At 65.8% G+C, this 24,812-nt stretch carries 25 protein-coding genes; 11 read left to right on the top strand and 14 right to left on the bottom strand.

Annotation, left to right across the window (positions count from 1 at the left end):
- Nucleotides 1-108: 108 nt before the first annotated feature.
- The 3 genes from CH296_RS16360 (at nucleotide 109) to CH296_RS16350 (ending at nucleotide 2,811) form a co-directional block, all read left to right on the top strand.
- Nucleotides 109-588 carry a PH domain-containing protein gene (locus CH296_RS16360; protein ID WP_032394070.1) on the top strand — a complete coding sequence of 160 codons (480 nt, stop codon included), beginning with the start codon at nucleotides 109-111 and terminating at the stop codon, nucleotides 586-588.
- A gap of 77 nt (nucleotides 589-665) precedes the next feature.
- The gene (locus CH296_RS16355; RefSeq protein WP_094685250.1) at nucleotides 666-2,114 is read left to right on the top strand and encodes a PH domain-containing protein; all 1,449 of its coding nucleotides are present in this window, start codon (nucleotides 666-668) and stop codon (nucleotides 2,112-2,114) included.
- A 1-nt stretch (nucleotide 2,115) separates the two neighbouring features.
- Nucleotides 2,116-2,811, top strand: coding sequence for a uracil-DNA glycosylase (locus CH296_RS16350; protein WP_094685197.1), 696 nt, complete (start codon nucleotides 2,116-2,118; stop codon nucleotides 2,809-2,811).
- On the opposite strand, the gene CH296_RS16345 is transcribed toward CH296_RS16350, so the two are convergent.
- The 5 genes from CH296_RS16345 to typA all read right to left on the bottom strand — a co-directional run bounded on the left by CH296_RS16345 (nucleotide 2,738) and on the right by typA (nucleotide 8,247).
- Nucleotides 2,738-3,190, bottom strand: coding sequence for a hypothetical protein (locus tag CH296_RS16345; RefSeq protein WP_032394067.1), 453 nt, complete (start codon nucleotides 3,188-3,190; stop codon nucleotides 2,738-2,740). The two genes, CH296_RS16350 and CH296_RS16345, sit on opposite strands and share 74 nt — an antisense overlap.
- A 45-nt stretch (nucleotides 3,191-3,235) precedes the next feature.
- On the bottom strand, nucleotides 3,236-3,394 hold the full coding sequence (locus CH296_RS28975; RefSeq protein ID WP_008714214.1) for a hypothetical protein: 159 nt from the start codon (nucleotides 3,392-3,394) through the stop codon (nucleotides 3,236-3,238).
- A gap of 27 nt (nucleotides 3,395-3,421) precedes the next feature.
- The gene (mshB, locus tag CH296_RS16340) at nucleotides 3,422-4,315 is read right to left on the bottom strand and encodes an N-acetyl-1-D-myo-inositol-2-amino-2-deoxy-alpha-D-glucopyranoside deacetylase (protein ID WP_094685249.1); all 894 of its coding nucleotides are present in this window, start codon (nucleotides 4,313-4,315) and stop codon (nucleotides 3,422-3,424) included.
- A gap of 107 nt (nucleotides 4,316-4,422) precedes the next feature.
- Nucleotides 4,423-6,204 (bottom strand): ABC transporter family substrate-binding protein, encoded by a 1,782-nt coding sequence (locus CH296_RS16335; protein WP_094685248.1) that lies wholly within the window; start codon nucleotides 6,202-6,204, stop codon nucleotides 4,423-4,425.
- Nucleotides 6,205-6,309: 105 nt separating this feature from the next.
- Nucleotides 6,310-8,247: a translational GTPase TypA gene (gene typA, locus CH296_RS16330; RefSeq protein ID WP_032394066.1), complete on the bottom strand. Its 1,938-nt coding sequence runs from the start codon at nucleotides 8,245-8,247 to the stop codon at nucleotides 6,310-6,312.
- A 175-nt stretch (nucleotides 8,248-8,422) separates the two neighbouring features.
- On the opposite strand from typA, the gene CH296_RS28970 reads away from it, so the two are divergent.
- Nucleotides 8,423-8,599 carry a hypothetical protein gene (locus CH296_RS28970; RefSeq protein ID WP_094609726.1) on the top strand — a complete coding sequence of 59 codons (177 nt, stop codon included), beginning with the start codon at nucleotides 8,423-8,425 and terminating at the stop codon, nucleotides 8,597-8,599.
- On the opposite strand, the gene CH296_RS16320 is transcribed toward CH296_RS28970, so the two are convergent.
- Nucleotides 8,577-8,990 carry a (deoxy)nucleoside triphosphate pyrophosphohydrolase gene (locus CH296_RS16320; RefSeq protein WP_094646990.1) on the bottom strand — a complete coding sequence of 138 codons (414 nt, stop codon included), beginning with the start codon at nucleotides 8,988-8,990 and terminating at the stop codon, nucleotides 8,577-8,579. The two genes, CH296_RS28970 and CH296_RS16320, sit on opposite strands and share 23 nt — an antisense overlap.
- Nucleotides 8,991-9,004: 14 nt before the next feature.
- Here CH296_RS16320 and CH296_RS16315 point away from each other — a divergent pair, with 14 nt between their 5' ends.
- On the top strand, nucleotides 9,005-9,289 hold the full coding sequence (locus tag CH296_RS16315; RefSeq protein ID WP_032394064.1) for a 4a-hydroxytetrahydrobiopterin dehydratase: 285 nt from the start codon (nucleotides 9,005-9,007) through the stop codon (nucleotides 9,287-9,289).
- Here CH296_RS16315 and CH296_RS16310 read toward each other — a convergent pair.
- Nucleotides 9,231-10,451: a mannosyltransferase gene (locus CH296_RS16310; protein ID WP_052049269.1), complete on the bottom strand. Its 1,221-nt coding sequence runs from the start codon at nucleotides 10,449-10,451 to the stop codon at nucleotides 9,231-9,233. The two genes, CH296_RS16315 and CH296_RS16310, sit on opposite strands and share 59 nt — an antisense overlap.
- A 303-nt stretch (nucleotides 10,452-10,754) precedes the next feature.
- Here CH296_RS16310 and CH296_RS16305 point away from each other — a divergent pair, with 303 nt between their 5' ends.
- Nucleotides 10,755-11,615 carry a hypothetical protein gene (locus CH296_RS16305; protein ID WP_052049291.1) on the top strand — a complete coding sequence of 287 codons (861 nt, stop codon included), beginning with the start codon at nucleotides 10,755-10,757 and terminating at the stop codon, nucleotides 11,613-11,615.
- Nucleotides 11,616-11,751: 136 nt separating this feature from the next.
- Here CH296_RS16305 and CH296_RS16300 read toward each other — a convergent pair whose 3' ends face one another.
- Complete coding sequence (locus tag CH296_RS16300) at nucleotides 11,752-12,501, bottom strand: DUF1906 domain-containing protein (RefSeq protein WP_094682151.1); 750 nt, start codon at nucleotides 12,499-12,501, stop codon at nucleotides 11,752-11,754.
- Nucleotides 12,502-12,727: 226 nt separating this feature from the next.
- On the opposite strand from CH296_RS16300, the gene CH296_RS16295 reads away from it, so the two are divergent.
- Entirely contained in the window at nucleotides 12,728-13,306 is a 579-nt protein-coding gene (locus tag CH296_RS16295; protein WP_032394223.1) for a TerD family protein, read from the top strand.
- Between the two features lie 132 nt (nucleotides 13,307-13,438).
- Nucleotides 13,439-14,260 carry a hypothetical protein gene (locus CH296_RS16290; RefSeq protein WP_032394060.1) on the top strand — a complete coding sequence of 274 codons (822 nt, stop codon included), beginning with the start codon at nucleotides 13,439-13,441 and terminating at the stop codon, nucleotides 14,258-14,260.
- A 57-nt stretch (nucleotides 14,261-14,317) separates the two neighbouring features.
- Here CH296_RS16290 and CH296_RS16285 read toward each other — a convergent pair whose 3' ends face one another.
- Nucleotides 14,318-15,748, bottom strand: a complete 1,431-nt coding sequence (locus tag CH296_RS16285) for a sialidase family protein (RefSeq protein ID WP_143546370.1) — start codon at nucleotides 15,746-15,748, stop codon at nucleotides 14,318-14,320.
- Between the two features lie 115 nt (nucleotides 15,749-15,863).
- On the opposite strand from CH296_RS16285, the gene CH296_RS16280 reads away from it, so the two are divergent.
- A complete protein-coding gene (locus CH296_RS16280; protein WP_256980477.1) occupies nucleotides 15,864-17,231 on the top strand; it encodes a WS/DGAT domain-containing protein in 1,368 nt (455 codons plus the stop codon).
- 75 nt (nucleotides 17,232-17,306) lie between these two features.
- A complete protein-coding gene (locus tag CH296_RS16275; RefSeq protein ID WP_094646986.1) occupies nucleotides 17,307-18,188 on the top strand; it encodes a PE-PPE domain-containing protein in 882 nt (293 codons plus the stop codon).
- On the opposite strand, the gene CH296_RS16270 is transcribed toward CH296_RS16275, so the two are convergent.
- From CH296_RS16270 to CH296_RS16255, 4 genes are all read right to left on the bottom strand, one after another.
- Complete coding sequence (locus tag CH296_RS16270; protein ID WP_094685194.1) at nucleotides 18,154-18,627, bottom strand: SRPBCC family protein; 474 nt, start codon at nucleotides 18,625-18,627, stop codon at nucleotides 18,154-18,156. The two genes, CH296_RS16275 and CH296_RS16270, sit on opposite strands and share 35 nt — an antisense overlap.
- A 6-nt stretch (nucleotides 18,628-18,633) precedes the next feature.
- Nucleotides 18,634-18,993, bottom strand: coding sequence for a VOC family protein (locus CH296_RS16265; RefSeq protein WP_094629571.1), 360 nt, complete (start codon nucleotides 18,991-18,993; stop codon nucleotides 18,634-18,636).
- A gap of 17 nt (nucleotides 18,994-19,010) precedes the next feature.
- Nucleotides 19,011-19,967 carry an alpha/beta hydrolase family protein gene (locus tag CH296_RS16260; protein ID WP_032394221.1) on the bottom strand — a complete coding sequence of 319 codons (957 nt, stop codon included), beginning with the start codon at nucleotides 19,965-19,967 and terminating at the stop codon, nucleotides 19,011-19,013.
- Nucleotides 19,968-20,041: 74 nt separating this feature from the next.
- Complete coding sequence (locus CH296_RS16255) at nucleotides 20,042-21,955, bottom strand: alpha-amylase family protein (protein WP_094685193.1); 1,914 nt, start codon at nucleotides 21,953-21,955, stop codon at nucleotides 20,042-20,044.
- A gap of 71 nt (nucleotides 21,956-22,026) precedes the next feature.
- Here CH296_RS16255 and CH296_RS16250 point away from each other — a divergent pair, with 71 nt between their 5' ends.
- Nucleotides 22,027-23,016 (top strand): SDR family NAD(P)-dependent oxidoreductase, encoded by a 990-nt coding sequence (locus CH296_RS16250; RefSeq protein ID WP_094685192.1) that lies wholly within the window; start codon nucleotides 22,027-22,029, stop codon nucleotides 23,014-23,016.
- Here the strand turns inward: CH296_RS16250 and CH296_RS16245 are convergent.
- Nucleotides 23,002-24,750 carry a GAF domain-containing protein gene (locus tag CH296_RS16245; RefSeq protein WP_094685247.1) on the bottom strand — a complete coding sequence of 583 codons (1,749 nt, stop codon included), beginning with the start codon at nucleotides 24,748-24,750 and terminating at the stop codon, nucleotides 23,002-23,004. The two genes, CH296_RS16250 and CH296_RS16245, sit on opposite strands and share 15 nt — an antisense overlap.
- Nucleotides 24,751-24,812 lie beyond the last annotated feature (62 nt).

Genomic DNA, 24,812 nt, shown 5'->3' with positions numbered 1-24,812 from the left:
CTCCCGGGTCGTTCCGCAGGCTCCACTCCCGCCGTACTCGGGTCGTTCCGCAGGCTCCGGGGGTGGTGGTTACCGAACGACACCCCTAGGTTTGTAGCCGTGACAACGATGACCGATCCGCAGTGGCAACCCTCTCCGCGTGCGCGTCTGCTCTGGGCGCTGAGTGCCGGTCTGCTGTGGGTACCGATCTTCGTCGCCCAGATCGTCTGGGCCGTCGTCGACTCGAACTGGACCACCTGGCCACACGTCACCGTCCTCGTCGCCTCGATCGTCCTCGCGGCCCTGCACGTCGCGGTCGTGCCACAGTGGCGGTACCGCGTGCATCGCTGGGAGATCAGCGACACCGCGGTCTACACCCGCACCGGCTGGTTGAGCCAGGAGCGGCGGATCGCACCGATCTCGCGAGTACAGACCGTCGACACCGAGCGCGGACCGCTCGATCGTCTGTTGGGCTTGGCCACCGTCACCGTCACCACGGCGTCGTCCGCGGGCGCGGTGAAGATCACAGCGCTCGATCAGGACGTCGCGGACAAGACGGTCGCGCGCCTGACCGATATCGCCGGCCGTACCGTCGGAGATGCCACGTGACCGCCGGCAGCCCGCAGGATCAGGCGGAACTCCTCGCCGTCGAGGAGGAACAGCCCTGGCTGCGCCTGGACAAGCGAATGCTGTTGGTACATCCGGTGAACGAGGGCATCAAGATTCTGCCGGTGCTGTTGATCTCGTTCTTCGTCGGCAGTCAGAGCGGTAACCACTATTGGAGTCTCGGCATCCTCGCCGTCGTGGTGGTGTTCGCAATTCTGCGGTGGTTCACCACCAGCTACCGAATCGGTCCGGTACACGTGCAACTGCGCACCGGAGTGTTGCAGAAGAAGGTCCTGTCCATCCCGCGCAACAGGATTCGGTCGGTCGACGTGGAAGCGAACGTCCTGCACCGCGTACTCGGCCTGTCCATCCTGCGCATCGGCACCGGGCAACAGGCAGGCAAGGGTGAGGCCTTCGAGCTCAATGCCCTCGACACCTCGCTGGTACCGGCACTCCGCGGAGAGCTGTTGCAGCGAGTCTCGGGGCAGGTCCCGGCGACCGACGGAACACCCACCGCAGCAGAGGATTCCGGTGTGGAGATTGCGCACTGGCAGTTCTCGTGGGTGCGGTTCGCGCCGTTCTCCATCACCGGCATCGTCACCATCGCTGCGGCCGTCGGCGTGTTGTTCCAATACGGGCTCGGGCAGACACTGGCCGAGTCGTCGGTGGTCTCCAACAGCATCGACTCCGCCGAGCGATTGGGCATCGCGGTGTTCGTCGTCGTGGCGCTGATGGCGCTGCTCGTCGTGTCGAGCATCTTCGCATGCGTCCGCTACCTGCTGGCCTACGCCAACCTGACCGTGACGGACCAGGGACGCACCATGCACGTCAGCCACGGACTGCTGCGCACCCGTCAGTCGACGCTCGATCGCAAGCGACTTCGTGGCACCTCGCTGTCCGAACCGCTGCTGCTTCGTGCGGCCGGCGGAGCAAGGCTGGACGCCATCATGACGGGCGTCAGCGCCGAGAAGAAGGAATCGTCTCTGCTGCTCCCCCAGGCCCCACGTGCCGAGGCGCTGCGGATGATGACCACGGTGCTCGGCGAGGCCGGCCTGCACGGAAGTTCGGACCGGCCTCTGCTGCAGCACGGACCCGCAGCGCGTCGACGCCGCTACACCCGCGCTGTGCTGCCCGTGCTGGTTCTCGGTGCAGCGCTGGGCATCGCACAGTACGTCGGCGCACCGATCCCGTTACTGGCGTGGATCGCGGTCGGAGTGTTGTTCGTTGCCGCCTTCGGACTCGCTCACGATCGCTTCCGCGGTCTCGGCCATGCAGTGCTGCCCGGTTGGCTCATCACCCAGCACGGTTCCCTCGACAGGACTCGACACAGCCTCGAAGCCGCTGGCATCATCGGTTGGACCGTGCGGCAGACCTTCTTTCAGCGTCGCGCCGGGGTGGCCACCATCGTCGCCGCGACTCCCGCAGGCGTCGGACATTACGAGGTGATCGACATCCCCATCGAGAATGCGTGGGCGATGATCGACGCCGTCACCCCTGGAGCCGGGGACGTCTGGCTGCACCGGACCTGACATGACGCGGCCGCAGAGCATCGACGAGCTCGACTTCGCGGTGGCCGAATGCCGCGCCTGTCCACGCTTGGTGCAGTGGCGTGAGCAGGTCGCTACCGAGAAACGGGCCGCATTCGCGAACGAAAAATATTGGGGCAGAGCCGTTCCCAGCTTCGGACCCGCCGATGCGGCGATGCTGATCGTCGGGCTGGCACCGGCCGCACACGGCGCGAACCGCACCGGTCGGATGTTCACCGGTGATCGAAGCGGTGACGTTCTCTATCGAGCGATGCATGCGGTCGGCCTGGCCAGCCAACCCACTGCCACCCATATCGGAGACGGATTGACGCTCAACGGGGTTCGCATCGCTGCTCCGGTGCACTGCGCTCCGCCGCAGAACAAACCGACTCCCACCGAACGTGACCGGTGCAGACCCTGGCTCGACGACGAATTGCGGTTGCTGCGTCCGACCCTGAGGTCCGTCCTCGTTCTCGGAGCTTTCGGCTGGCAGTCTCTGCTGCCGACACTGGCCGCGAACGGGTGGGATGTGCCGAGGCCCGCACCGAAATTCGGCCATGGGGCTCGGCTCGACCTCGGCTCGATCACCGTGTTCGCCAGCTATCACGTGAGCCAGCGAAACACCTTCACCGGACTGTTGACTCCGACGATGATCGAGGACGTGCTGCGGAATGCGGGTCGGCATGCACGCTTGCTGTGATCGCCTTCATCCGGAACATGAACAGCAGCACTCCGGCGGGGCCCGCACCGGCCACGATGAGCAGCATGGTGCGCCAATCGGCGAGTAGGAGAACGTCGCCTCCCGGTCCGCCGAGCATGCACAGCACCACCGCGGCAAACCAACCGAACAGGGGCGATGCCACCCAGATCGGTCGATCTGCGACTTTGCGTGCGGCCAGAATCAGAGCGACGTTCGCGATCCCGCCGAGCACAGCGCTGATGGGGAACTGCACCGAACCGAGGTAGGTCGGTAGGAAGAAGACCGACAGAATTCCGGACAGGAAGCCGTCGAACACCAGTACTGCGACAGTCGCCCAGGACACCAGGGCGACAGTATTGGATGCGGCCTTCGAGATCATGCGCCCAATACTGCCTTGACCCGGGTCGATTCAGTGCACCGGCACTCAGGAAACCGGCGGGTATCCCAGTGAGGTCAGCAAGTTGCTCGCACCCATGGCGATCTGTCCCAATACGTACTGGTACAGATCTGCCTGCGCGCCGAACTGCGGCTTGAGAGAATCGACGAACGCGACGATCGCGTCCTGCACTACCCAGTTGTACATGTGTGTTCCGCCCCTGCTGTATCGAGATCAGTGATTCGAGCCACAGCCTAGTACGCCGGCGAACAGGTCGTTCTCCCTGCCCGTCTCATCGGGGTCGAGTTCACCGCGGACGAGCACGTACTGCTCGTCGAGCAGAATCGGTTGGGCGATGTCGTTGGACAGTGCGTACTCGCTTCCCGACGGTGCGACGGTCACCTGAGTTGCGTGAGCCCGGAGCGCATCCCTCTTGGCATCGAGCACGCCGCGAATGTCGACACTCGTGGTGACGACGCTCTCGGGAACACTCGGCAGCTCGCCGACCTCCGGCATTCGCCAGTGCGCGGGAATCTCCTCGATGGCGGCCAGTCCCGCCTGCAACTGATCGTGCCCGGTGACCGTCCAGTAGAACTTCGCCACCTCCCAGGGCGATCCGACGCCGGGGAACGACTCCGTACCGCAGACCTCAACGGCCTCGGTCACCAGCGAGTGCACCTGCTGATGGTCGGGGTGGCCGTATCCGCCCTCGGGGTCGTACCCGACGACCACCTGCGGTCGGAGCTCGCGCATCACCGCGACGAGCGCTCCGAGAGCCTCCGTGCGATCGGCGTTGACGAACGCGCGCGGTTTGCGGGCAGCCGACGTCCCGGCCATTCCCGAATCTCGCCACCGTCCGGCACCGCCGAGAAATCGAGGTGGGTTGCACCCCAGTGCCGCGAGAGCGCGGTGCAGTTCCAGAATTCGGTAGCCGCCGAGCTGATCCGCACGGTCGACGACCAGATCTGCCCACGTCTCGCCGATAACTTCCCCCTCCTCGCCGAGCGAGCAGGTGAGCACCGTGACGTCCGCTCCGGCACGCACGTAGTGAGCGATGGTGCCGCCGGTGGTGATCGTCTCGTCGTCCGGGTGTGCATGCACCAGGAGCAACCGCTGCGGCTCTGTCATGGAAGGCTCCGGCATTGAAGGCTCCGGCATCGTCTGCTCGCTCGTCGAATCGTTCGTCATCGCTGTGTCGCTCGCTGTGTCGTTGTCGTCGGTCTCGCCGGGTTCGGTCATCGGGGTGTCCGTATCCACTGCGACGCGTCGGCGAAGATCCCGACCTCCACCGGGCCGGTCAACGAGACGCCGGTGATGCCGGGAACGGCGGCCACCACGGACGAGTCCTGCATGATCGGCAGGGTCGACGCCAGCGACCACAGTTCGGGCTCGACCTCGTTCCTGGCCACGGTGGGGTCGAGACCGCTCACCAGTGCCCTGTCGATCGTCGGTTGCAGTTCCGGAACGCACAGGCCGGACAGGTTGCGCAGCACCTCGACGCCGTCGCCACTGCCGTCGGCCGCTGCGTCGATGCAGCCGAATCGTGAGGCGAGGGCCGTGGCGGGGTCGACCCCCGCGCTGGTCCATCCCACGACCGCGTCGACGGTCCCGTCGGTCAACGCCGTCGAATACAGTTCGTCGGCAGGCAGTGGGGTGACGGTGGCGTCGATGCCCGCGCCGACGAGTTCGTCGGCGGCGGTCCCGGCGACCGCGAGCGCGATGTCGTCGTTCTCGACCGCACCGATCACGAACCGCAACGCGGTGCCGGTCGCGTCGGCAAGGCGGGTGACGGGCGACCGAGGAGCGCCCGTCTCACTCGGGGCGGGACTCGTCGTCGGAGCCGCGGTGGTCGGTGCGCTCGGATTCGGTGTCGAGGTCACCACGGCATCGGGTGTCGGCACGAACCCGGCCCGACCGAGTAGATCGAGGGCAGCGGTCTTGCCGATGGGGGCGGGCGCGGTCGCGGAGTAGCCGGGGTCGGACGGCGAGGACAGCTGCGCAGCCGCCCGGCGATCGGTCGCGCCGCCGCCTGCTCCGACCGTGGCCAGCAGGTTCGGATCGAGCAGACCGAATATCCCTTGCCGCACAGCAGAATCGGACATGTTAGGAGCTCGACCGTTGATCGTCATCGACAGCACACGTGACTGCCTGACGGTGTCGGTTCGCACTCCGGGAATTGCGGAGAGCTGCGCCCGCAGCGCCGAGCCCCCGCGAACCTGAGCGATCTGAGCGTCACTGGACCGCAGCGAATCGGCCAGCTGCGCAGAGGTTCCTCCGCGGCGGATGAGGATCTGGTCCGGTGATGCCGGTCGGTCCCAGAATCGATCGTTGCGTTCGAGCAGGATCTCGTCGCGCCCCCGGTCGACGGTCTTGATGTTGAACCGCGAACCGGAGACCGGCACGTTGTCCGTCAGGCCCCCCTGGAAACCGCCCGGTGAGTCCTTGAGCAGGTGCGAGGGCACCAGATCGGCGAACAGTCGCTGCCAGGCCGGATACGGCGACGAGAGCGTCACGTCGACCGTTTTGCCACCGCCCGAGGACGCAACGTCGCTGATCAGGGCGTACCCCGCCGGATCGACGACACCGGGCTGGGTGATCATCTGCTGCCACAGGTAGCGGAAATCCTCGGCGGCGATCGGCGCGCTGTCGGACCACTGGGCCTCGTTGCGCAGCTGGTAGCGGATGGTGAACGGCGATTGCGACGTCACCTCGGCCGAGAGCAGCAAGGACAGGTCCGGCTCCCAGGTGGTCACCCCGGTGTCGGGGTTCTTGACCGGGCGGAACGGGCTGGGCAGAACCAGTGAACTCACCGCGGCCGTCGCGGGCGACTGATCCGCCAGAAGATGTGGATTGAACCCGATACCGACGTCGTCGATGGCGACGACGACCGGATCACCGGTCTCGGCCGGAACCATCGTCGTGCTGACCGGAGTCTCGACACTCTCGATGGGGGGCGGCGGATCCGCAGTGCACGCGGTGAGAGCCAGAGCGATGGCAGAAACCAGAACCGTCGGCATCAGCACCTTGCGCAACGAGGATCTCCTTGGTAGTCGGCTACTTCTGCGACAGAAGCGACGCGCCCCACGAGGGTGACACGTCGCTTCTGCCGCACGAAGTGAGTCTTACAGAGCAGCCTTGTCGCGAGTCTTGCTACGCGAACGCTCGCGGGCGCGCTCGTTGGAATCGAGGTGCACCTTGCGGACGCGGACGACCTCGGGGGTCACCTCGACGCACTCGTCGCCTGCACAGAACTCCATCGCCATTTCCAGGTCGAGCTTCTTGGGCTTGGCCAGGGTCTCCATGACGTCTGCGGAGGACTGACGCATGTTGGTCAGCTTCTTCTCGCGGGTGACGTTGATGTCGAGGTCTTCCTGACGCGGATTGATGCCCACGACCATGCCCTCGTAGGTGTCCGCACCCGGCTCGACGAAGAACGTGCCGCGGTCGGCCAGCTGGATCATCGCGAACGGAGTGACGGTGCCGTTACGGTCCGAGACGAGCGAGCCGGTGTGGCGGGCGCGGATCTCGCCTGCCCACGGTGCGTATCCGTGGAAGACGGCGTTGGCGATACCGGTGCCGCGAGTCTCGGTGAGGAAATCGGTGCGGAAACCGATCAGGCCACGCGAGGGAACGATGAACTCCATGCGAACCCAGCCTGCGCCGTGGTTCGTCATCTGCACCATCTTGCCCTTGCGAGCTGCGAGCAACTGAGTGACCGCGCCGAGGTACTCCTCCGGTGTGTCGACGGTGAGCTCTTCGAAGGGCTCGTGCAGCTTGCCGTCGACCTGCTTGGTGACCACCTGGGGCTTGCCGACGGTGAGCTCGAAGCCTTCGCGACGCATCTGCTCGACGAGGATGGCCAGCGCCAGCTCGCCACGACCCTGGACCTCCCAGGCATCGGGGCGACCGATGTCGAGAACCTTGAGCGAGACGTTACCGATGAGCTCCTGGTCCAGACGGCTCTTGACCATGCGCGAGGTGAGCTTGTGGCCGCTGACGCGACCGACGAGCGGGCTCGTGTTGGTGCCGATGGTGACGGAGATGGCCGGCTGGTCGACGGTGATGCGAGGCAGCGCGACCGGATCCTCCAGATCTGCGAGGGTGTCGCCGATCATGATGTCCGGGAAGCCCGCGACGGCGACGATGTCGCCTGCGACGCCGCGCTCACCGGGGACGCGCTCGACGCCGATGGTGTTGAGCAGCTCGGTGATCTTGGCCTTCTGGACGACGGGTTCGCCGTCGACCTCGCGCATCCAGCTCACGGTCTGGCCCTTGGAGAGCTGGCCGTTGTGGATACGCACCAGGGCGAGGCGGCCGAGGAAGGCCGACGCGTCGAGGTTGGTGACGTGGGCCTGCAGCGGTGCGTCGACGTTGCCCTTGGGCGCGGGGACGTAGTTGAGGAGTACCTCGAACAGCTCGTCGAGGTTCTCGGCGTCGGGCGCGTGGCCGTTCTCGGGCTGAACACGCGACGCCTTGCCCTCACGGCCGGAGGCGTACAGAACGGGGAGATCGAGTGCGAGCTCGGCGGCCTCGGACGCTTCGTCGTCGAGGTCGGACGCGAGGTCGAGGAGCAGATCGTGGCTCTCCGAGACGACCTCTTCGATGCGCGCGTCGGGACGGTCGGTCTTGTTCACGACCAGGATCACCGGGAGCGAGGCGGCGAGCGCCTTGCGCAGGACGAAGCGGGTCTGCGGGAGCGGGCCCTCGGAAGCGTCGACGAGAAGGACGACGCCGTCGACCATGGACAGGCCTCGTTCGACCTCGCCGCCGAAGTCGGCGTGGCCGGGGGTGTCGATCACGTTGATGACGGTGATCGTGCCGTCGGCGTTGCGCTTGTGAACGGCCGTGTTCTTGGCCAGGATCGTGATGCCTTTTTCTTTTTCGAGGTCACCCGAGTCCATGACGCGGTCGATCGCTTCGGCACGTTCCTCGAACGCGCCTGACTGCCGGAGCATGGCGTCGACCAGGGTGGTCTTGCCGTGGTCGACGTGTGCAACGATGGCTACGTTGCGAAAAGTGGTGGTGCTGTCGATGTTGTCTGCACTGCTTGGGGCGCTCACGCGAAAAATTCTCCTGGAGTCGAATGCGGGCTCTTGTTCGCTAGCGGGCTTATGTCGCTAGAGAAGCGCGCTGCACCGCGAGGTTCTCGCGACTGATCGAGTTTACCCGTAGTCCGACGGTACCCCGCGCCACCCTCAGGTCTGTGACCTGCGCCACCCATTAGTCTTGGTGCTCATGGGCAAGATAAAGGCAGCAGATGTCTCGGGGATGAAGCCCAAGAAAAAATGCTGTCGCAAGAAGGTTCGGTGCATCAAATGCCCCGTGGTCATCATGCGAATGAAGAAACTCGAATCGGCGGGCGCAACCAAGAAGGACCTCAAGAAGGGCCTCAAGACCGCCCGGGCGAAGTGAGCAGGATCTCCAGCAGTTCGGGCAGCCAGAGCCGGTCCGCATCGACGAGATCCATCGTCGGCAGCGTCTCCGCATCCACCCACCGCAGGGCCGAATGTTCCAGCGCTGCAGGCATTCCCGAGACGAGCGAGGCCCGGTAGGCGCGCAGCACCAGCCCGCCCGCAAGATCGACGTCGCCGCTCAGCGTCGCTCCGACCGAGCACTCGACTCCCAGTTCCTCCCGCAACTCGCGCACCAGGGCCGCGTCCTCGGACTCGCCGGGCTCGACCTTGCCGCCGGGCAGTTCCCACAGACCCGCCAGCTCGGGCGGACGGGTTCGTTGCGCGAGCAGCAGCCTGCCGTCGTGCGTCAACGCGGCTGCGACAACCACAGCGGTGGGGGTACCGGACATGCCACCATCTTTCTATGACCGAACTGCTGACCGATCGCGACATCGAGGACGCCCGGCTCGACGAATGGACCGTGGTCGGGAAATCCCTGACGCGCACCGTCGAACTGGCGTCGTTTCCGGCTGCCATCGAGGCGGTGAACCGCGTGGCCGAGGCCGCGGAGGAAGCGGACCATCACCCGGACATCGACATCAGATGGCGCACGCTCACGTTCACCCTGTCGACGCACAGTGCCGGCGGGCTCACACAGAAGGATGTGGATCTGGCGCGTCGGATCGATGCACTGACCGCGCCTTCCTGACTCGCCCGGCGTAGACCACCCAGCCGAGGAACAGCGCTGCTCCGACGACGTCCACGGCACCTGCCCATGCTTCCAGTGCGGGACGAGGGATGGTCCAGATCGACTCCTGGAAGAAGCTGAGCAGCCACGGCACCCCAACGGTCACCGTCACCAACCAGTATCCCGCGACGATCTTCGCCCCGGCGACGTCACGCAGGGGGCCGTGCACCAGCCAGATCACCATCGGGATCACCCAGATCCAGTGATGCGACCACGAGATCGGTGAGATCAGCAGGCCGAACAGTTGCACGATCACCAGCGTGCCCAGATGGTCTTCGCGTCCGATCGCACGCCATGCCGCGATCGCGAGCCCCGTCGCGACGACGGCGGCAACGATCCACAGTGGTCCCTGCCCGACGTCCTCCCCCGCGATCCGACTGAGCGCACCACGCAGAGACTGATTCCAGACCGAGCCGACGGGGCCGATGCGGTCGGCATCGCCGAGAAGCGTGGTGAAGTACGTGGCCGCCTGATGTCCGAGTGCTGCGTAACTGACCGCGACGGAGAGGGCGAAGGCCACAGCCGAGAACGCTGCGGCCTTCCATCGCCGGGTGGCCAGGAAGTACAGACCGGTGATGGCCGGGGTCAGCTTGATTCCGGCGGCGAAGCCGACCAGTCCGCCTGCCACCCACCACCTGCTGCTGCGTACCGCGAGAATTGCCAGCAGCACCAGGAATACGTTGACCTGGCCGTAGTCGAGTGTCGTCCGTACGGGTTCGGACCACAGCCCCAGCGCGGTCCACAGCATGGCGATACGCACCCAGCGCGCCTCGGCGGCGCGCTCGTCGCCGAGGACCATCGACAGCGTCAGCCTCGCCACGGCGAACAGCGCGATCATGGTCGCGGCTTGCCACAGGACGCCGATCACCGTGAACGGCAGATAGTGCAGCGGGAAGAACACCAGCGCGGCGAACGGCGGGTACGTGAACGGGAGCGGGAAGTCCGGGGTCTGTACCGAATACGTGTAGTCGTACAGATTGCCGCCGAGCAGTGCCGCGGAGCCGTCGACGTAGACGTGGAGGTCCACGAGGTTCATTCCGTTGGGCGTCGCGAAGGCCCAGACGAAGCGGCTCAGCACCGAGACCGCGAGCAGAACGGGGGCCAGCCGAACAAGTCGGTTCACTGTGCGTGCGGTTCCGTTCGGTATCGATGCGGTGTATCGGTCGTCGAGCTTATAGGGCTCCGCTCATGCGCCCCAACCGCCTGCGCACCGGAGTAACATTTGCATCACCTTTCACACTGATAACTTCAGTAACAGGTTATCGTGTGCGTCTGCGGAGAATTCGCAGCGTGTGACCAATAGACTGCCCTGGCAAAGATGCGACGGGGGAGGGCTCCACCGACAACAGCTGTACATCGGGGATTGCGCTACATAGAGTGACCCCTCGAGCACCGGCTGTCGCCGTGGGCCCGCGTCATGATCAGAATGGGGAATATCACCGTGCTTCGTACCCGCGGAACGCGTCGCGTAGTTACAGCCTTGGCCGTAGCCGCAGCCGCCGCACTCGTCGTGCCGACCAGCGCATCCGCACAGCCGTTGGTGCCGATGGCACCGGCAGATCTGCCCGCAGCGCCGGCCGATCCCGCTGCTCTGATCGCTCAGTTCCTCCCCGCCCCCGGTGAGCCGATGCCGAACCTGGCCGACGTCGAAGCACTCGCCTCGTTCGCACCGGCCATTCTCGGTGCCGCAGCCGGACCTGCCGACGTGGGAGCTGCTCCGGCGGCGGACCTGCTCGGTCAGGCCCGCACCCTGCTGGAAACCGCACAGCTCCCGGACCAGGTCAAGGCACTGCTCGAACGGGTCATCACCTTCCTGGACGGCTCCGGCGGCGGCGGACCCGAACTGCCGTCGGACGGACCCGTCATCGCCCAGTTCCTCTACCCGACGCTCGGCAAGGGATGCATTTCCGACACCGCCGATTCCGTCGGAACCGCCCTCGCCGTACCGGGACCGGCCACCCTGCCGCCTCCCGGACCCGGTGCAGGACAGGCCGGCTTCGTCTTCACCGCCCTCGGCACTGCGCCCGTCGCTGCGCAGCAGGCAGCTCCGCTGACGGTGACGTGGCTCAACATCGACAACCGTCGCTCGGGAACGCAGGACCTGACCGGCGCGGCCATGATCAACACCGACGGTCCGGCAACGCTGTCCGCGATCGCCGACACCGGCCCCGGACGCGTCCTCTCGGTGATCTCCGGTTCGATCACCACGCAGTCGAAGGAAGATCCGGCCGCAGCTCCGCGCAGCTGCACCTTCCTGCCCACCATCGGTACGGTCTACGTTCCGTAGCTCGTATCTGCTCCACCGACAATTTCGCCCCCGGCTTCATCGGAAGCCGGGGGCGAAATTGTCGATTCGGGCGAATTCCGAAAACAACGATGCGTTGCATTCGAGAATTGCCCGAATGAATTACATCGATGTTATTTCAGAGAATGTTCGCCTCGGATTTCGACCACTGCCCGTAGTCGGCTTTCAGAATGTTGTTGATGTCGACCTTGACGCCGCCCACGAAATCCTTGTCGATTCGAATCTGATGAATGTGAGCGTCGGGGTGAACGAAGCCCTTGGGTGTTCCCCAATTGTGCTGCCAATACCACTGGCCGAGTCCGGCGACCGAGGCCAATTCGATGGTCGGTGAGTTGGCGTAGATCCCCGTGTTCTCGGCTCCGATCACCGATTGCCAGCCCAGGATGTACGGCGCGATCAGAGTTGCGAACTCCACGGCGGTGGGGTTGTCGTCGATCGATGCGTAGATCGGGCGGTCCGTCGGACCACCGGCGGCGAGGTGGAGTTCGAGTCCCCGTTCTGCATGCTTGACACCCGCCGCATACCCGCCACGCCAATCGGACGTGGCCCCCTTGCCGAACTGATAGTTCGAGACCACTTCCAGCCCTGCGGACGTCAGCGAGTCGGCCTCGGACTTGCGCATCGGCTTGCCGATCATCCAGTTCGCATCCGGTCGCCGATCGGAGACGTACCGAACGGCCCCGAGGTGACCGGCCGCCTTGATGGCCGCTGCCGACGGCACCCCACCCGAGTAGTCGACGAGGGTGCCGAGCCCGGCGTCGGCGTGCGCGGTCGCCGTTCCCAACGCAACCAATCCGACGGCGGCCGCGGACCCCGCGGCGGCGTACTTGAACAACTCACGTCGCGAAACCTGCACAGAAATTCCCATCGTCGTTCGATCGCTGCGGCGCGCCTACCCGAGAAATCGCACAACCACTGCTATTTTTTACCGTTTGTCGTATCCCACCACAATCCCATCGGTACCGCCAGCCCCACTGCTCACACCCACCACGTTCCCCTCCGGCTTCACACGTGCACCTCGAGCACCGAGATCTCGAACATGAATATGGTGGAGTGGACGATGCACGGACGAACGCGCTGAGGAGTGGATGGACATGGGCGTAACGCTTGCCAAGGGTGGAAATGTCTCGCTGACCAAAGAAGCACCGAACCTGACCGCCGTCAGCGTGGGTCTCGGCTGGGATGTCCGTGCCACCACCGGCGGCGACTTCGACCTCGACGCCAGTGCTATCGGACTCGGCACGACGAAGAAGGCGCTGAGCGACAGCTACTTCGTCTTCTACAACAACCTCCGCTCCCCCGACGGTGCCATCGAGCACACCGGAGACAACCGGACCGGCGAAGGTGAGGGCGACGACGAGAGCATCGATGTCGACCTGGCGGCCCTGACCCCGGACGTCGACTCCATCGTCTTCCCGGTGTCCATTCACAATGCCGATGCCCTTGGCCAGAACTTCGGCCAGGTCGTCAACGCGTTCATCCGCGTGGTGGACAAGTCCGACGGGCGCGAACTCGCCCGCTTCGACCTCACCGAAGACGCCTCGACCGAGACGGCAATGGTGTTCGGCGAGCTGTACCGCCGCGGCGCCGAATGGAAGTTCCGTGCCATCGGCCAGGGCTACGCCTCGGGCCTCGAGGGGATCGTGCGCGACTTCGGCATCGACGTGGGCTAGCTGTCCGCGCACAGTGTCGCTCGGACCGTCTCGATTGAACAACGGATTCCGGCTGAGCTTGTGACGTCCAGATGATGTGTGGTGGTATCAGCGCACACGCAACATAAGCCTCATCAGTCACAGGAGTCACACATGTCTCGTCGCCTCAGCCGTCTGGCCGGCGCGCTCGCGCTCTCCTGCGCGGCATTGCTCGCTGTCCCCGCCACTGCTGCAGCGGATCCGGCACCGGCCGATCCGCTGGCGCAGGCGATCGCCGCACTGCAGGGACAGGGTGGTGCCTCACTCGACGCCGCGACCGCGATCGCAGACTCACGTACCCCGGTCGCCGAGGACGCGAGCGTCGATCCGTTCGCCGCACTGAACGCGGCCAACAAGGCCCTCACCGACTTCGGCATCACGCCGTTCTTCTACCCCACGGCAGCGATCAACTGCGCCGCTACGGCGGGCTCGCCCCTCGGCATCGTTCCGGGTGTCGCAGGCGGAGCGGCCGGACCGTGGCCTCAGCTGACCGCGCCGGCCATCCCCACCTTGCCGTTCCTGCCGTCCATCGAGATTCCCGAGCTCAATGCCGTCGACAAGGGCGAGACGATGTTCGCGTTCGTTCCGGCCGGAATCGTGAACGATTCCGCAGACAAGACCGGGATGCAGGTCGCCTGGTTCAACGTCAACACCCTGAAGGGCGGATTCGCCGACTTCGGCGGCTTGGCAACCACTCTCGCCGACTCGATCCTCGCCAACTCCGGCGTGCCCGACGCCGCGAAGGACATCGTTCGGCCGTTCGTCATCGGCGCGATCGACTCGCTGCCTGCCGCCGGTGCCCGCGCCGTACCCGTCGAAACCGGATCGGGAACCGTTCTCGCCGCGGTGTTCGGCACCGTGAACCACAAGGCCCTCGACGGTTCGGACAAGAGCTGCTTCTTCTTCCCCACCGTCGGCATGATCAACGTCGCCTAGAGTTTCCGCTCGATCACGAAAGGCCCTGCAGCGCACTGCTGCAGGGCCTTTCGGCTGCTACGCGCTGACGATTCGGCCCAACCGGCCCAGGACGGCCTGCATCTCGGTGTGTTCCGATCGCGCCGCCCACGGCCGTTGCCTGTTCCTTCCCCGCATCTGCATCGCCGCCCCGGTCACGAGGTCACCGTTGGGGGCGAAATGCACACGAACGATCTCGTTGAGTGAGCGCCTCGAGCCGAAACCCGGTACGACACTGCAGAACCCGTAGGGAAAGAGCGGCGCGTCGGGTTCGTTGTACTTTCCACCGACGAAAACCGGGCCGCTGGTACGAAAGTCGCGGCACTGCGCGATGAAGCCGTGGAACGCACGACCCCTCTCACGTCCGTAGTAGGCGATGCCCACTCGCCCGGACCCGGTGGCGGTGATCGCGCCGAAGCGAGCGTCGCGCACCCCTGGTGCCGACACCACCACCGGCCTCGACCACGTCACCGCACCGTCCGAGGACCAGGCCGCATGCAGCAACCCGTCGCGGTCCGGCCACACCGCGTACACATTTCCGTCGTCGTCGACGGCCATCGACTCCGGCAGCAGATAACGCGATCCGAGCAGCAGAAAATGCACTGCATTGTGGTATTTCGCCAGCGCCGAACCGGGGACCATCCGAACGTCCCACGTCAGGCCCTCGTCGCGACTGACCGCCACCGCGAACCGTCGGCCGTAACGGCCACCGATGTAGACCGTGCCGTCCGGGGCGACGACGCCCTTGCCGAACGCGACGTACTCCCGACTCGGCAACCCGGGGATCTTCTTCGAATCGATGTCGAAACCACCGGCCACCTCCCACTTCACCCCGCCGTCGAAGGACCGCCAGATGACCTGCCGGGTGACGTTGATCAGTGGCCGCACCCGTACTGCGAACGGCGTGGGCGCGGAGAGATACGTAACTCTCCCTGACCGTGAATTACTCGGTCCGGCAAATACTTTGGCGTCCATCCTCGCTTTCGATGCCACTTTCCGGGTGCGCCAGGTTTCGCCCCGGTCGTCACTGACTCCGAGGGTGAAGCCCGTTCGCAGCGGGTGGGGCGGCACCGCGTCGAAACGGCCGGCGTGCAGAAACAGCCGCTCGTCGACGTCGTCGAAGTACAGATAGGGTCGGTTCCGACTCTGCTGCACCCCCTCGGGAACCGATGCGCGCCACGACTTTCCGAAGTCGGACGAGCGCAGTACACCGACACCGTCGACGGTGAACGCGGGCGCGACGAAGACCGTGTTGTCCGCCGCCACCCCGAGGGTGCAGGCCGCAGAGCCGTACTCGGTGTAGGAGATGTCGGTGACGAAGTCGGCCGATGCGGCGGCATTGGTCGAGGAACGCAGTCCTGCCCGATAACCCGAAGCAACTCTGGGCGTCACGACACCCGCCATGGGGTGCCACGGCGTCGCGGCCACAGTGCTGGTCGATGCATTGGACCAGGCTAGCGCCGATGGCACCGGTAGACCTCCAGGCAACCGAAGAAGTCCTCGGCCCGTCCTGGTGACAGATCACAGAACGGGACCGATCAGTACGTAAAATCTCGGTTCGCAGTGTGCCGCATAGGCTCATCGTGTGCCCCGCGCTCGAGCCGACAACCGCCGCCCCCGATCGACGCGCCTGCATCCGGCCGATGCGCGCGCGTACTGGATGGCGTCGAAAATTCCGAGCGACCAGTTTCTGCTGTACTGCTTCGACAACGGATCCGAGGGCCTCGACGCCGAAATGCAACGCCTGCACGAGCGCAGCGGGCGCATCGAGGTTCTGCGTCGACGCATCACCGACGTCGCATTCGGTCTCGACTATCCCCGCTGGACCGAGGCGGGCCCGCGCCCCGACACGATCTCCGTCCACCGAACGCCGCGCACCTGGCCGGAGTGCCTCGACGCGATTGCGGCATCGTTCGCCCGTCAGGTCGATCCTCGAGTGTCCGTGTGGCGCCTGCACCTGTATCCGAACATCGCCGACGCTCCCGGCGGCGCGGCCGTCGTTGCCGTGCTACAGCTTTCGCACGCGGCAGCCGACGGAACACTGGCCGCTCGCACTGCCCGCGACCTGTTCGGTACGCACCCACTTCCACCGGCCTCCGCGCGGGCGGAGCCTCCCGCGGTGTTCGAGCAGGCATCCACCATCGTTGCCGCTGCGACCGTCCCGCTTCGACTGGCACAGATGGTTCGCGGCGGCGTCCGTGCCCGACGCGACGCGCTGAGCCTCGGACGAGGCACCGACTCGGGTGAGATCCCTCCGCCCGCACACTCGCGCGCGCCGACCGCCCTGGACGTGCCGCCCGCCGGCCGGACGTCGGTGCGCACCATCGTGCTTCCGAAATCCGACCTGCAGTCCGCCGGCACCACCGTCACCACTTTCGTACTGACCGCAGTGTCGGTTGCACTGCAACGGCTTCTCGGCGATGGTCCGGACCTTGCCGCCGAGGTCACGCTGGCGAGGGACACACGAGCCGACGCACGAAACAATTTCGGCAACGTCGGTGTCGGACTGTTCACCGACGAGCCCGACATCCGCACTCGCAGTCGACTCGTATCGGCCGATCTGGCCGCGCGTCGTGCTCGCGCGAACCATCCATTGTCGGAGGCCGCCCGCGCGTCACAGGACGCCGTCGAAGCACACGTGCCTGCATTTCTGGCCGAATGGGGCGTCGTGCAGTTCGACCCGACCGCAGTCCCTCCGTCCGTCACCGGGAACACCGTCGTCTCCAGCGTCTCGCGCGGTGCCGCAGACCTCACGTTCGGCGGCGGCTCCGTCCGATTCACCGCCGGTTTCCCGGCCCTGTCCCCGGCCATGAGCCTGACCCACGGAGTGCACGGCATCGGCGATACCGTCACCGTCGGAATCACCTCCAACAGCGCGGCCGTACCCGACCCGGATCTCTACGAGGCACTCCTTCGCGACGCTCTCGCGGACGTACGCGCGGCTCTGGCCTGACCGGGACCGAACTGCCAGGCAGTTCTCAGCATTTTTCGGGCGTCGGGCTCAGGTTCTCCCACCAGACTGACAGTCATGAGCCAGCAGAAGGTCACCGTACTCGCCGTCGGAGGTACCGGAGAATCACATCCGTCCGACCACCGAACGCGGGTGACGGGCCTGCTGGCCTGCGTCGTCGGTGAGCTCGACGACCGGTTCGTCGGCCGGTGGGTCGGCTATCCGGCGTCGTACGGTCCGGTTGCATTCGGCGGACTGTGCTTTCGACACAGCGCAGACATCGGCGTCAGACGCCTGCGCCGCGCCATCGAGGGCACCAGCGGACCGATCGCCCTGATCGGGTACTCCCAGGGCGCGACCGTCGTACGCGAGGTGCTCGGTCTGGTGCACGCCGGAACGATCGACGGCAGCCGCATCGTTGCCGCTGGTCTTATATCGGATCCTCAGCAGCCGGTAGGTGCCGTCGACGGATGCACCGGACGTGGCGTCGCCGGTGCGGGTCCGGCTCTGCCCGAGTCGATTCCGGTCGAGTGGATCGGTCTGAAGTCCGACATGATCTGCAACGCCAGCGACGACAGCCTGATCCGTGACATCGCGGACCTCACCCGATGGATGTCGTTCCGGACCCCGAAAATCTGGCTACGCGAGCTGTGGAGTCTGTTGCGCAGCAACAGCTTCCAGAACGCGACCCGAACCCGCCTTCGACCCTCGCAGTGGGCGAAGGATGTTCGACGCCTCCGCACCGCGGCGGTCGAGGTGTCCGGTTATCTACCGCAGTCGTTGCGCTGGCACCGATTCGAATGGGCCAATCCCGGTGGCGGGCGACACATCGCGTACGCACGCGAGCCGTACGAGGGCGACTCGACAGGATGTCAGGTTCTCGCGCGCTGGTTGGGCGGGCAAGCGGATCGGCGCGAGGAGCTGCTCAGGACTTCTCTGCCACAGCGGCGAGCTGCCTGAGACCCTTCTCGAAGTCCGGCCCGACCAGCTTGTCCATCGAGAACACCTTTCCGATCAGAGCGAACAGCTTGCTCTGCTTCCCTGACATTCGCCAGGTCACTCGGGTTCCGTCGGCGACGGGCTCGAGCAGGAATGCCGTGACGTTCCGATTCTTGAACGGCTTGGTGAACGCGAGGTCGAGCACGATTCGTTCTTCGGGAATCGACTCGGTGATGGTCATCGTCCCCGCGCCTGCCTTGCGGTTACCCGACCACGAGTACGAGGCACCGACTCCGGCGTCGGGACCGCCGTAGGTGCGCTTCAGGTCCGGATCGACTCCCTCGTAGGGCGACCATTTCACCCACTGACGAAAGTCGTCGATCAGTGCGTGCACGGTTGCGGCGTCGGCCCGAACCACGGCGGAGCGCTCGACCAGGACGGGTACGGCTTCACCGGTCATTGCGGATCAGTCCCTCTTGCACAGGCAGAAGATGTGCCCGGCCGGATCGCGGAACACCCAGAACGAGGGTTGCGCGTGGTCGATGAGTTCGGCCCCGGCGTCGACGACGAAATCCCTGGCCTGCTCCATGTCGTCCACCACCAGATCGAGGTGAATCTTGATGCCCTCGCGCGGCCAGTCGATGGGGACGAAGTCCGGTGCCTTCTGAAATGCCAACCGCAGATCACCCGGACCGTCGATCACCACCCAATCGCCGTCGTCACGAGACTGTTCCCAGCCGAGGATGGTGCTGTAGAAGCGGCCGAGCGCAGCCGGGTCCGGGCAGTCGAGCACCGTGTAGTCGACGGTGATCCTCGGTGGTGTCATGGCGAACAGACTAACGCTCAGCCGCCGACGGCAGGGGCGATCGTCTCGAACCACGCCTCGTGCAGATGCTGCTCCCAGTGGTTCCACCAGTGCACACCGGTACCGGTGATCTTGACGTTGGGTCGCCCGCCCGCGGCCTGCAACAACGGAACGAATGCCCGGCTGCTCATCCCTGCCGCCGTCTCGAGCGGCACCATCTGCGCGAACCTGACGGGGTCGAAGCTGCTGCTGGCCGGGTTGAAGACCGGGTCCGTGGCCGGCGAACCGCTACCTGAGGAGACGAAAACTGCCGTGTTGCGCAGAGCACCGACATTGAGGGACGGGTCGTTGCGGATCCACTCCGCGGACGGCCAGGTACCCCACATGTTGCGCGCGTTGCCGCCCATCTCGCCGACGGCGACGGCGATGCCCTGGGCGAATCCGGGACTGCTGGCGGTCGGGTAGCCGCTGAACGACGCGACCGCCTTGTAGAAGTCGGGGTGGTGCGCGGCCAGGTTCAGCGCCGAGGTTCCGCTCATCGACAGTCCGGCCACGGCGTTGTTCACGTTGTCGCTACCGAACCGATCCGCCATGAACGGCGGCAGCTCCTGGGTGAGGAAGGTTTCCCACTTCACCCGCCCGAGCTTGGGATCGTCGCGCTGCCAGTCGGAGTAGAAGGTGCCGCCCCCGCCGAACGGGATGACCACATTGACGTGCTTGTCGGCGAAGAAGCTCTCGACGTCGGTCTCGATGAGCCAGCCGCTGTTGTCCTCGGGTGCGCGCAGCCCGTCGAGCAGATAGAGCGTCGGCGCGGGTCCCCCACCGGCGGCTTTGAGCACCTTGATCGGAATGTTCTTGTCCATCGACGGCGAATAGACGTAGACGAGCTCGGAATCGGCCTTCGCCACACCGGTCCCCATCAGCACCGTTGCCATCGTGGCCACCAACACGGCCACCACGGCGAGCACCAGACTTCGTATCCGAGCATGCAGCATCGACATTGTCCCCTTGTTCGTATCTACCGACCGTCCCGGGGCAGGGTAACAGGCCGGTCACGGCACCGCCTCCTCTAACGCAGCGGGTTGTCGACGATCCACCACGCCGCATAGGGCGGCAACCACACCGAGCCGGTGTCGTCGACCTGCAGATCGTGCTGCGAGAGAACCTCGACCGGGGCCGGAATTCCGAGTTCGATCAGCTGCGCGTGCGGAAACGAGCGGTGTTCGGCGGTGACGTTGTAGAGGGCGACGAGGGTGCCGCTCGGATGCCGCCTGCGCACCACGAGCAGACCGTCGTCCGACTCGCTCTGCACGTCCACCGGCGCTTCGGCGTGCAACATCGGCAGGCCGGCGCGCACCTTCGCGATGCGAGCGATTCCGTCGAACACCCGTTGTGCGTCACTCCCCCGCTGGAATCGGCCGGCTCGATCGGCATCGGTCACGCGCGGCCGATGCACCCATCGGTTGTCCTCGGCATGGGCCGGTTCGTCGGCCCAGTTCGGATCTCCCGGGGAGCCGAGCTCGTCGCCGCTCCATACGACGGGAATGCCACCCCATCCGGCAATGATGGCGTGTGCGAGAAAGATTCGACCGAACGCGCCGTCGGGATCCAGGCGGGACTCCCCCAGTCCGGTCAGCGCGGCTGCGGTGCCGCTGATCCGACGGTCACCGGTGTCCGGGTTGTACTGGAACACCAGGCCTTCGGCCCAGGAGCCGTCGAATTCGCCCGAGTACCAGTCGGCCAGAAAGTGGCGATGCCCTGCGCCCGAGAGTCCCAGGGACGCCGCGTCGCCGTCGTCGACGGCCCAACCGATGTCGTCGTGGCAGCGAACGTAGGTCACCCAGGTGCCGCTGGGTGGTGTGGGCGGCAACGACGCCAGGGCGTGGCGCGCCAATGCTGTACTGCCCGTTGCCAACATCGACCACACCTGGACCATCAGCGAGTTGTGGTAGGCGATGTCCGAGACCCGTCCGGTGTGCCGGCCCTGACCCAGGTACGGCAGCAGATCGCGGGGCCCGACGATCGCCTCGGCCTTGAACAGCGTGGCCGGAGCCGCCAGTCGGGCGGTGGCTCGCAGGGCCTGAGTGACCGCATGCACCTCGGGCTGGTTCTGGCAGTTGGTGCCGAGTCGCTTCCACAGAAATGCGATCGCGTCGAGGCGCAGCACTTCGACCCCGAGATTGGCCAGGTGCAGCACGATGCTTGCGAACTCCTGCAGCACAGCGGGATTGGCCCAGTTCAGATCCCACTGCCATTCGTTGAACGTCGTCCACACCCACTCGCCGAGTGTGTCGTCGAAGGTGAAGCTGCCGGGCGCGAAGTCCGGGAACACCTCGGGGAGTGTGCGCTCGTACGAGTCCGGGGTGGTGCGATCGGGATAGATCAGAAAGTAGTCTCGATACTTCGGATCGCCCGAGCGCGCCCTCTCGGCCCATTCGTGCTCGCGGGCAACGTGATTGAGCACCAGATCGACCACGAGACTGATGCCGCGTCCGCGTAGCGTTTCCGCGAGCGCCCGCAGGTCCTCGTTGGTGCCGAGGTCCTCGCGAACCGCGCGGTAGTCCATCACCGCGTATCCGCCGTCGTTGTCACCGGGCCGCGGCTGCAGCAGCGGCATCAGATGTAGGTAGGTGACACCAAGATTGGTCAGATGGTCGAGTCGCTCGCCCACCCCACGCAGCGTCTGTCCGTACCGATCGACATAACAGGCGTAGCCGAACATGTCCGGCTGCTGGAACCAATCCGGTTCGAGCAGCCGACGCTGATCGAGCCGGTGCAGATCCTCGGGGCGGGACGCGTAGGCGCTCGCAGCGATCTCCACCAGGGTGGCCGCCACCGCGTCGGGATCGGGATAGACGGCCGTGACCGCGTCGTGCAGATCGGGAAACCACTGCTCGAGACGCAACTCGAAGGTCTCACGTCGGTAGGCGGGAAGCTCGTCGAGGATCTCTCGGGTGACGTCGGAGACGGCGGGGTGAACCATGGGCTCATTCTGGCATCGACCCCGGCGTGGGGACGCGCATACATCCGGTTACCGCGGGGTATCACAGCGCCATGTCATTGCTGACCCGCACATTGGACATGATCCTCGACAGAGCAGTCGTTCCCGGATACTCCCGCATCGGTGCCACGGTGCGTCGACGATTCTGGGCCGCGGATCCGACGCCGTTCCCCGCCCCCATCGACATGGTGGTGACCGGCGCGTCGTCCGGATTGGGCGCAGCCACCGCGAAGGAACTGGCCAGGTTGGGGGCACGGGTGCACCTGGTCGGCAGGTCGGCCGATCGGCTGGAGTCCGCGGCCGCGGCCATTCGAGCCGAGGTGCCCGACGCCTCCCTGGTGGTCCGCGAGTGTGACATCAGCGATCTCGATTCCGTGGCGGCCTTGAGCGCTGCTCTCGCATCCGAGCTCACGTCGGTGCACGCATTGGTGCACTGCGCCGGGGTCATGCCGGACGAGCGGCAACTCTCGGCGCAGGGGCACGAATCCGCTTTCGCCACCCACGTTCTCGGGCCGGTCGCATTGACCGTGGGACTGCGAGAGCTGTTCGACGCCGGATCGCGGGTCGTGTTCGTCTCGAGCGGCGGCATGTATGCGGTGCCGCTGCAGAACTCGGACTTCGAGTACGAGAACGGCAAGTACTCCGGCATGACCGCCTACGCTCGCACGAAGCGAATGCAGGTGGTGGTGGCCGAGCAACTGGCCGAACGCTTTTCGCTCGAAGACGACCCGGTGGTGCACAGCATGCACCCGGGCTGGGCGGCCACTCCCGGCGTCACCGGATCGATGCCGATGTTCGGTTCGGTGATGAAGCCGATTCTGCGCAACGCACATGACGGGGCCGACACGATCGTGTGGCTCGTCGGGTCCGATCAGGCCTTGACCAGCACCGGCACGTTCTGGCACGACCGGGCCCCGCGTCCGACTCATTACCCTTCCTGGCGCGGAGATTCACCTCGCGTGCGAGATGCACTGTGGGCGAGCGTGGTCGAGGCGACGGGGATCGAGACCGAACCCGCGGCCGGTGGCTCACAGACCGAGTAGGTCGGCCGATCTGCGCAGGCGCATCAACACCTGAAGGTCGAGAGCATCGTCGGGGTCACGCCACTGCGTACCGATCAGCCGGTCGATGGCGTCGAGCCGTTGGTAGAGCGTGTTGACGTGCACTCCCAAGCTCGACGCGGTGGCCGAATGGTGGCGACCGTGAGCCAGATACGTCGACAGGGTCTCCATCAGCGGGACCCCGCGCTTGTCCTGCTCGGCGAGCAGCGGCCCGAGCTTGTCCTCGGTGAGTTCGTCCAGGTGCTCACGGGCCATGTGGCTCAGCAGGATTCGATAGATTCCCAGGCCGCGCGCCGAGGACACTTCTCCGTCTCTGCCGAGGGTCGTCAGCACGTCAGCAGTCTGTTGTGCTTCTCGGAACGCCGTCGCCAGCGCGTCGGCTCCTCGCGCGGGTTCGGAGATTCCCACGGTGGCCCGGGTGACGATCATGCGACGAACGGCAGCGGACTCGCGAGCGGGAACGACCAACAGGATTCTCGAACCCTGCTCCGCTACAACCGATCCCGGGGGCAGTGCGAGAGATTCCAACTCGGTTCTCGACGCGTTACTCTGCGCGACCGCCACACAATACGTCACGTCCGGAGTCAGTCCGGCACGGTGGAACTGCCTGCGTTCGTCCTCGGGCGTCGACGTCGGATGGAGGAGTAGATCGAGCAGGAATGCGTCCTGCGCCCGGCGTGCGGATTCCGCGGCCGCGCGCTCCTCGGCCAGCGACAGCGCGATGGCCGGCACAGCTCGATCGAGAAGTAGGCGGGTCTGGTCGTCGTCCGATCCGACGGAGATCAACACCCCCAAGAAGCGACCGGCAGCCACCACCCGGCGCGCAGTGATCTCGTCGCCGACGGCAGTATCGGCACCCGCCCTGCAACGTTCGACCAAGGCTTCGACCTGGACCGCTCTGTCCTCCAGGGCAACCGGTACGGACGCGCCATCGCCCACGAAATACGCCGGACGTTCGGTGGCCGACGCCACCTCCCGAACCAAACTCCGCACACCGCCTCCTCGGAGCACGACCTGTGTCAACGTGCGGTCCCATTGCAGAGTCTGCTCCAATTCCTTTGTGCGGAGCGACAATTCGGCGTTGAGGGTTTCGAGCGTGTCGATCGCTCGCACGTTCTCGATGGCGATGGCCGCGTGCGCGGCCAGTGCGGACAGCAGAGCGATCTCACTGTCTGCGAAATCCCGCTCCTGCCGCTTGCACGCGAACAGTGCGCCGATCACGCGGTCGCCGACCCGAAGCGGTACGCCCAGCAGACCGCGCATGTTCTCCGACCGCGCAGCACTGTCGGCTCCCGTGATGTGCCGAAATGCAGGTTCGCTCTGATAGTCGGGTGTCCACGACGGCGAGGCACCGCGCACGATCAGCCCGACGAGCCCCTCGTCCAGCGTGAGCCTGATGCCCACCAGTTGCGGGGTAAGGGCACCACTGGTGACCTCGATGACGAACTCGTCGCCGTACACCGAACCCATGTAGGCCAGGTCCACGCCGAGCAGCCTGCGCGCCTGGTCCACCACTTCCTGCAGCAGAATGCGATTGTCACGCACAGTCGTCAGGCGCACCGCGATGTCGTTGAGCGCCGAGAGTTCGGTGCTGCGCTGTTTGCGTTGATCGAGCAGAGTGCGCAGCCGGAGTGCCGCATGTGCCTCGGCTCCGGGACGATCCCGTCGATGGGCTTCCAATTCATCGACGGACGCGTCGTCGAGCAGCATTTCCATCCATGACTTCGCGGGCGACATGGAGAAAACCTACATTGGCCGAGACCCGCGTCACAGCTAAA

The sequence above is a fragment of the Rhodococcus sp. 14-2496-1d genome (assembly GCF_002259365.1).
Classification (GTDB): domain Bacteria; phylum Actinomycetota; class Actinomycetes; order Mycobacteriales; family Mycobacteriaceae; genus Rhodococcoides.
This window is presented reverse-complemented; position numbering and strand designations above follow the sequence as displayed.

Bases quoted from the DNA above. Each gene is read 5' to 3' on its own strand.
- CH296_RS16360 (WP_032394070.1), top strand. From the start codon at position 109: ATGACCGATCCGCAGTGGCAACCCTCTCCGCGTGCGCGTCTGCTCTGG.
- CH296_RS16355 (WP_094685250.1), top strand. From the start codon at position 666: ATGCTGTTGGTACATCCGGTGAACGAGGGCATCAAGATTCTGCCGGTG.
- CH296_RS16350 (WP_094685197.1), top strand. From the start codon at position 2,116: ATGACGCGGCCGCAGAGCATCGACGAGCTCGACTTCGCGGTGGCCGAA.
- CH296_RS16345 (WP_032394067.1), bottom strand. From the start codon at position 3,190: ATGATCTCGAAGGCCGCATCCAATACTGTCGCCCTGGTGTCCTGGGCG.
- CH296_RS28975 (WP_008714214.1), bottom strand. From the start codon at position 3,394: ATGTACAACTGGGTAGTGCAGGACGCGATCGTCGCGTTCGTCGATTCT.
- mshB (WP_094685249.1), bottom strand. From the start codon at position 4,315: ATGACAGAGCCGCAGCGGTTGCTCCTGGTGCATGCACACCCGGACGAC.
- CH296_RS16335 (WP_094685248.1), bottom strand. From the start codon at position 6,204: ATGCCGACGGTTCTGGTTTCTGCCATCGCTCTGGCTCTCACCGCGTGC.
- CH296_RS28970 (WP_094609726.1), top strand. From the start codon at position 8,423: ATGGGCAAGATAAAGGCAGCAGATGTCTCGGGGATGAAGCCCAAGAAA.
- CH296_RS16320 (WP_094646990.1), bottom strand. From the start codon at position 8,990: ATGTCCGGTACCCCCACCGCTGTGGTTGTCGCAGCCGCGTTGACGCAC.
- CH296_RS16315 (WP_032394064.1), top strand. From the start codon at position 9,005: ATGACCGAACTGCTGACCGATCGCGACATCGAGGACGCCCGGCTCGAC.
- CH296_RS16305 (WP_052049291.1), top strand. From the start codon at position 10,755: ATGGGGAATATCACCGTGCTTCGTACCCGCGGAACGCGTCGCGTAGTT.
- CH296_RS16300 (WP_094682151.1), bottom strand. From the start codon at position 12,501: ATGGGAATTTCTGTGCAGGTTTCGCGACGTGAGTTGTTCAAGTACGCC.
- CH296_RS16295 (WP_032394223.1), top strand. From the start codon at position 12,728: ATGGGCGTAACGCTTGCCAAGGGTGGAAATGTCTCGCTGACCAAAGAA.
- CH296_RS16290 (WP_032394060.1), top strand. From the start codon at position 13,439: ATGTCTCGTCGCCTCAGCCGTCTGGCCGGCGCGCTCGCGCTCTCCTGC.
- CH296_RS16275 (WP_094646986.1), top strand. From the start codon at position 17,307: ATGAGCCAGCAGAAGGTCACCGTACTCGCCGTCGGAGGTACCGGAGAA.
- CH296_RS16270 (WP_094685194.1), bottom strand. From the start codon at position 18,627: ATGACCGGTGAAGCCGTACCCGTCCTGGTCGAGCGCTCCGCCGTGGTT.
- CH296_RS16265 (WP_094629571.1), bottom strand. From the start codon at position 18,993: ATGACACCACCGAGGATCACCGTCGACTACACGGTGCTCGACTGCCCG.
- CH296_RS16260 (WP_032394221.1), bottom strand. From the start codon at position 19,967: ATGCTGCATGCTCGGATACGAAGTCTGGTGCTCGCCGTGGTGGCCGTG.
- CH296_RS16255 (WP_094685193.1), bottom strand. From the start codon at position 21,955: ATGGTTCACCCCGCCGTCTCCGACGTCACCCGAGAGATCCTCGACGAG.
- CH296_RS16250 (WP_094685192.1), top strand. From the start codon at position 22,027: ATGTCATTGCTGACCCGCACATTGGACATGATCCTCGACAGAGCAGTC.
- CH296_RS16245 (WP_094685247.1), bottom strand. From the start codon at position 24,750: ATGGAAATGCTGCTCGACGACGCGTCCGTCGATGAATTGGAAGCCCAT.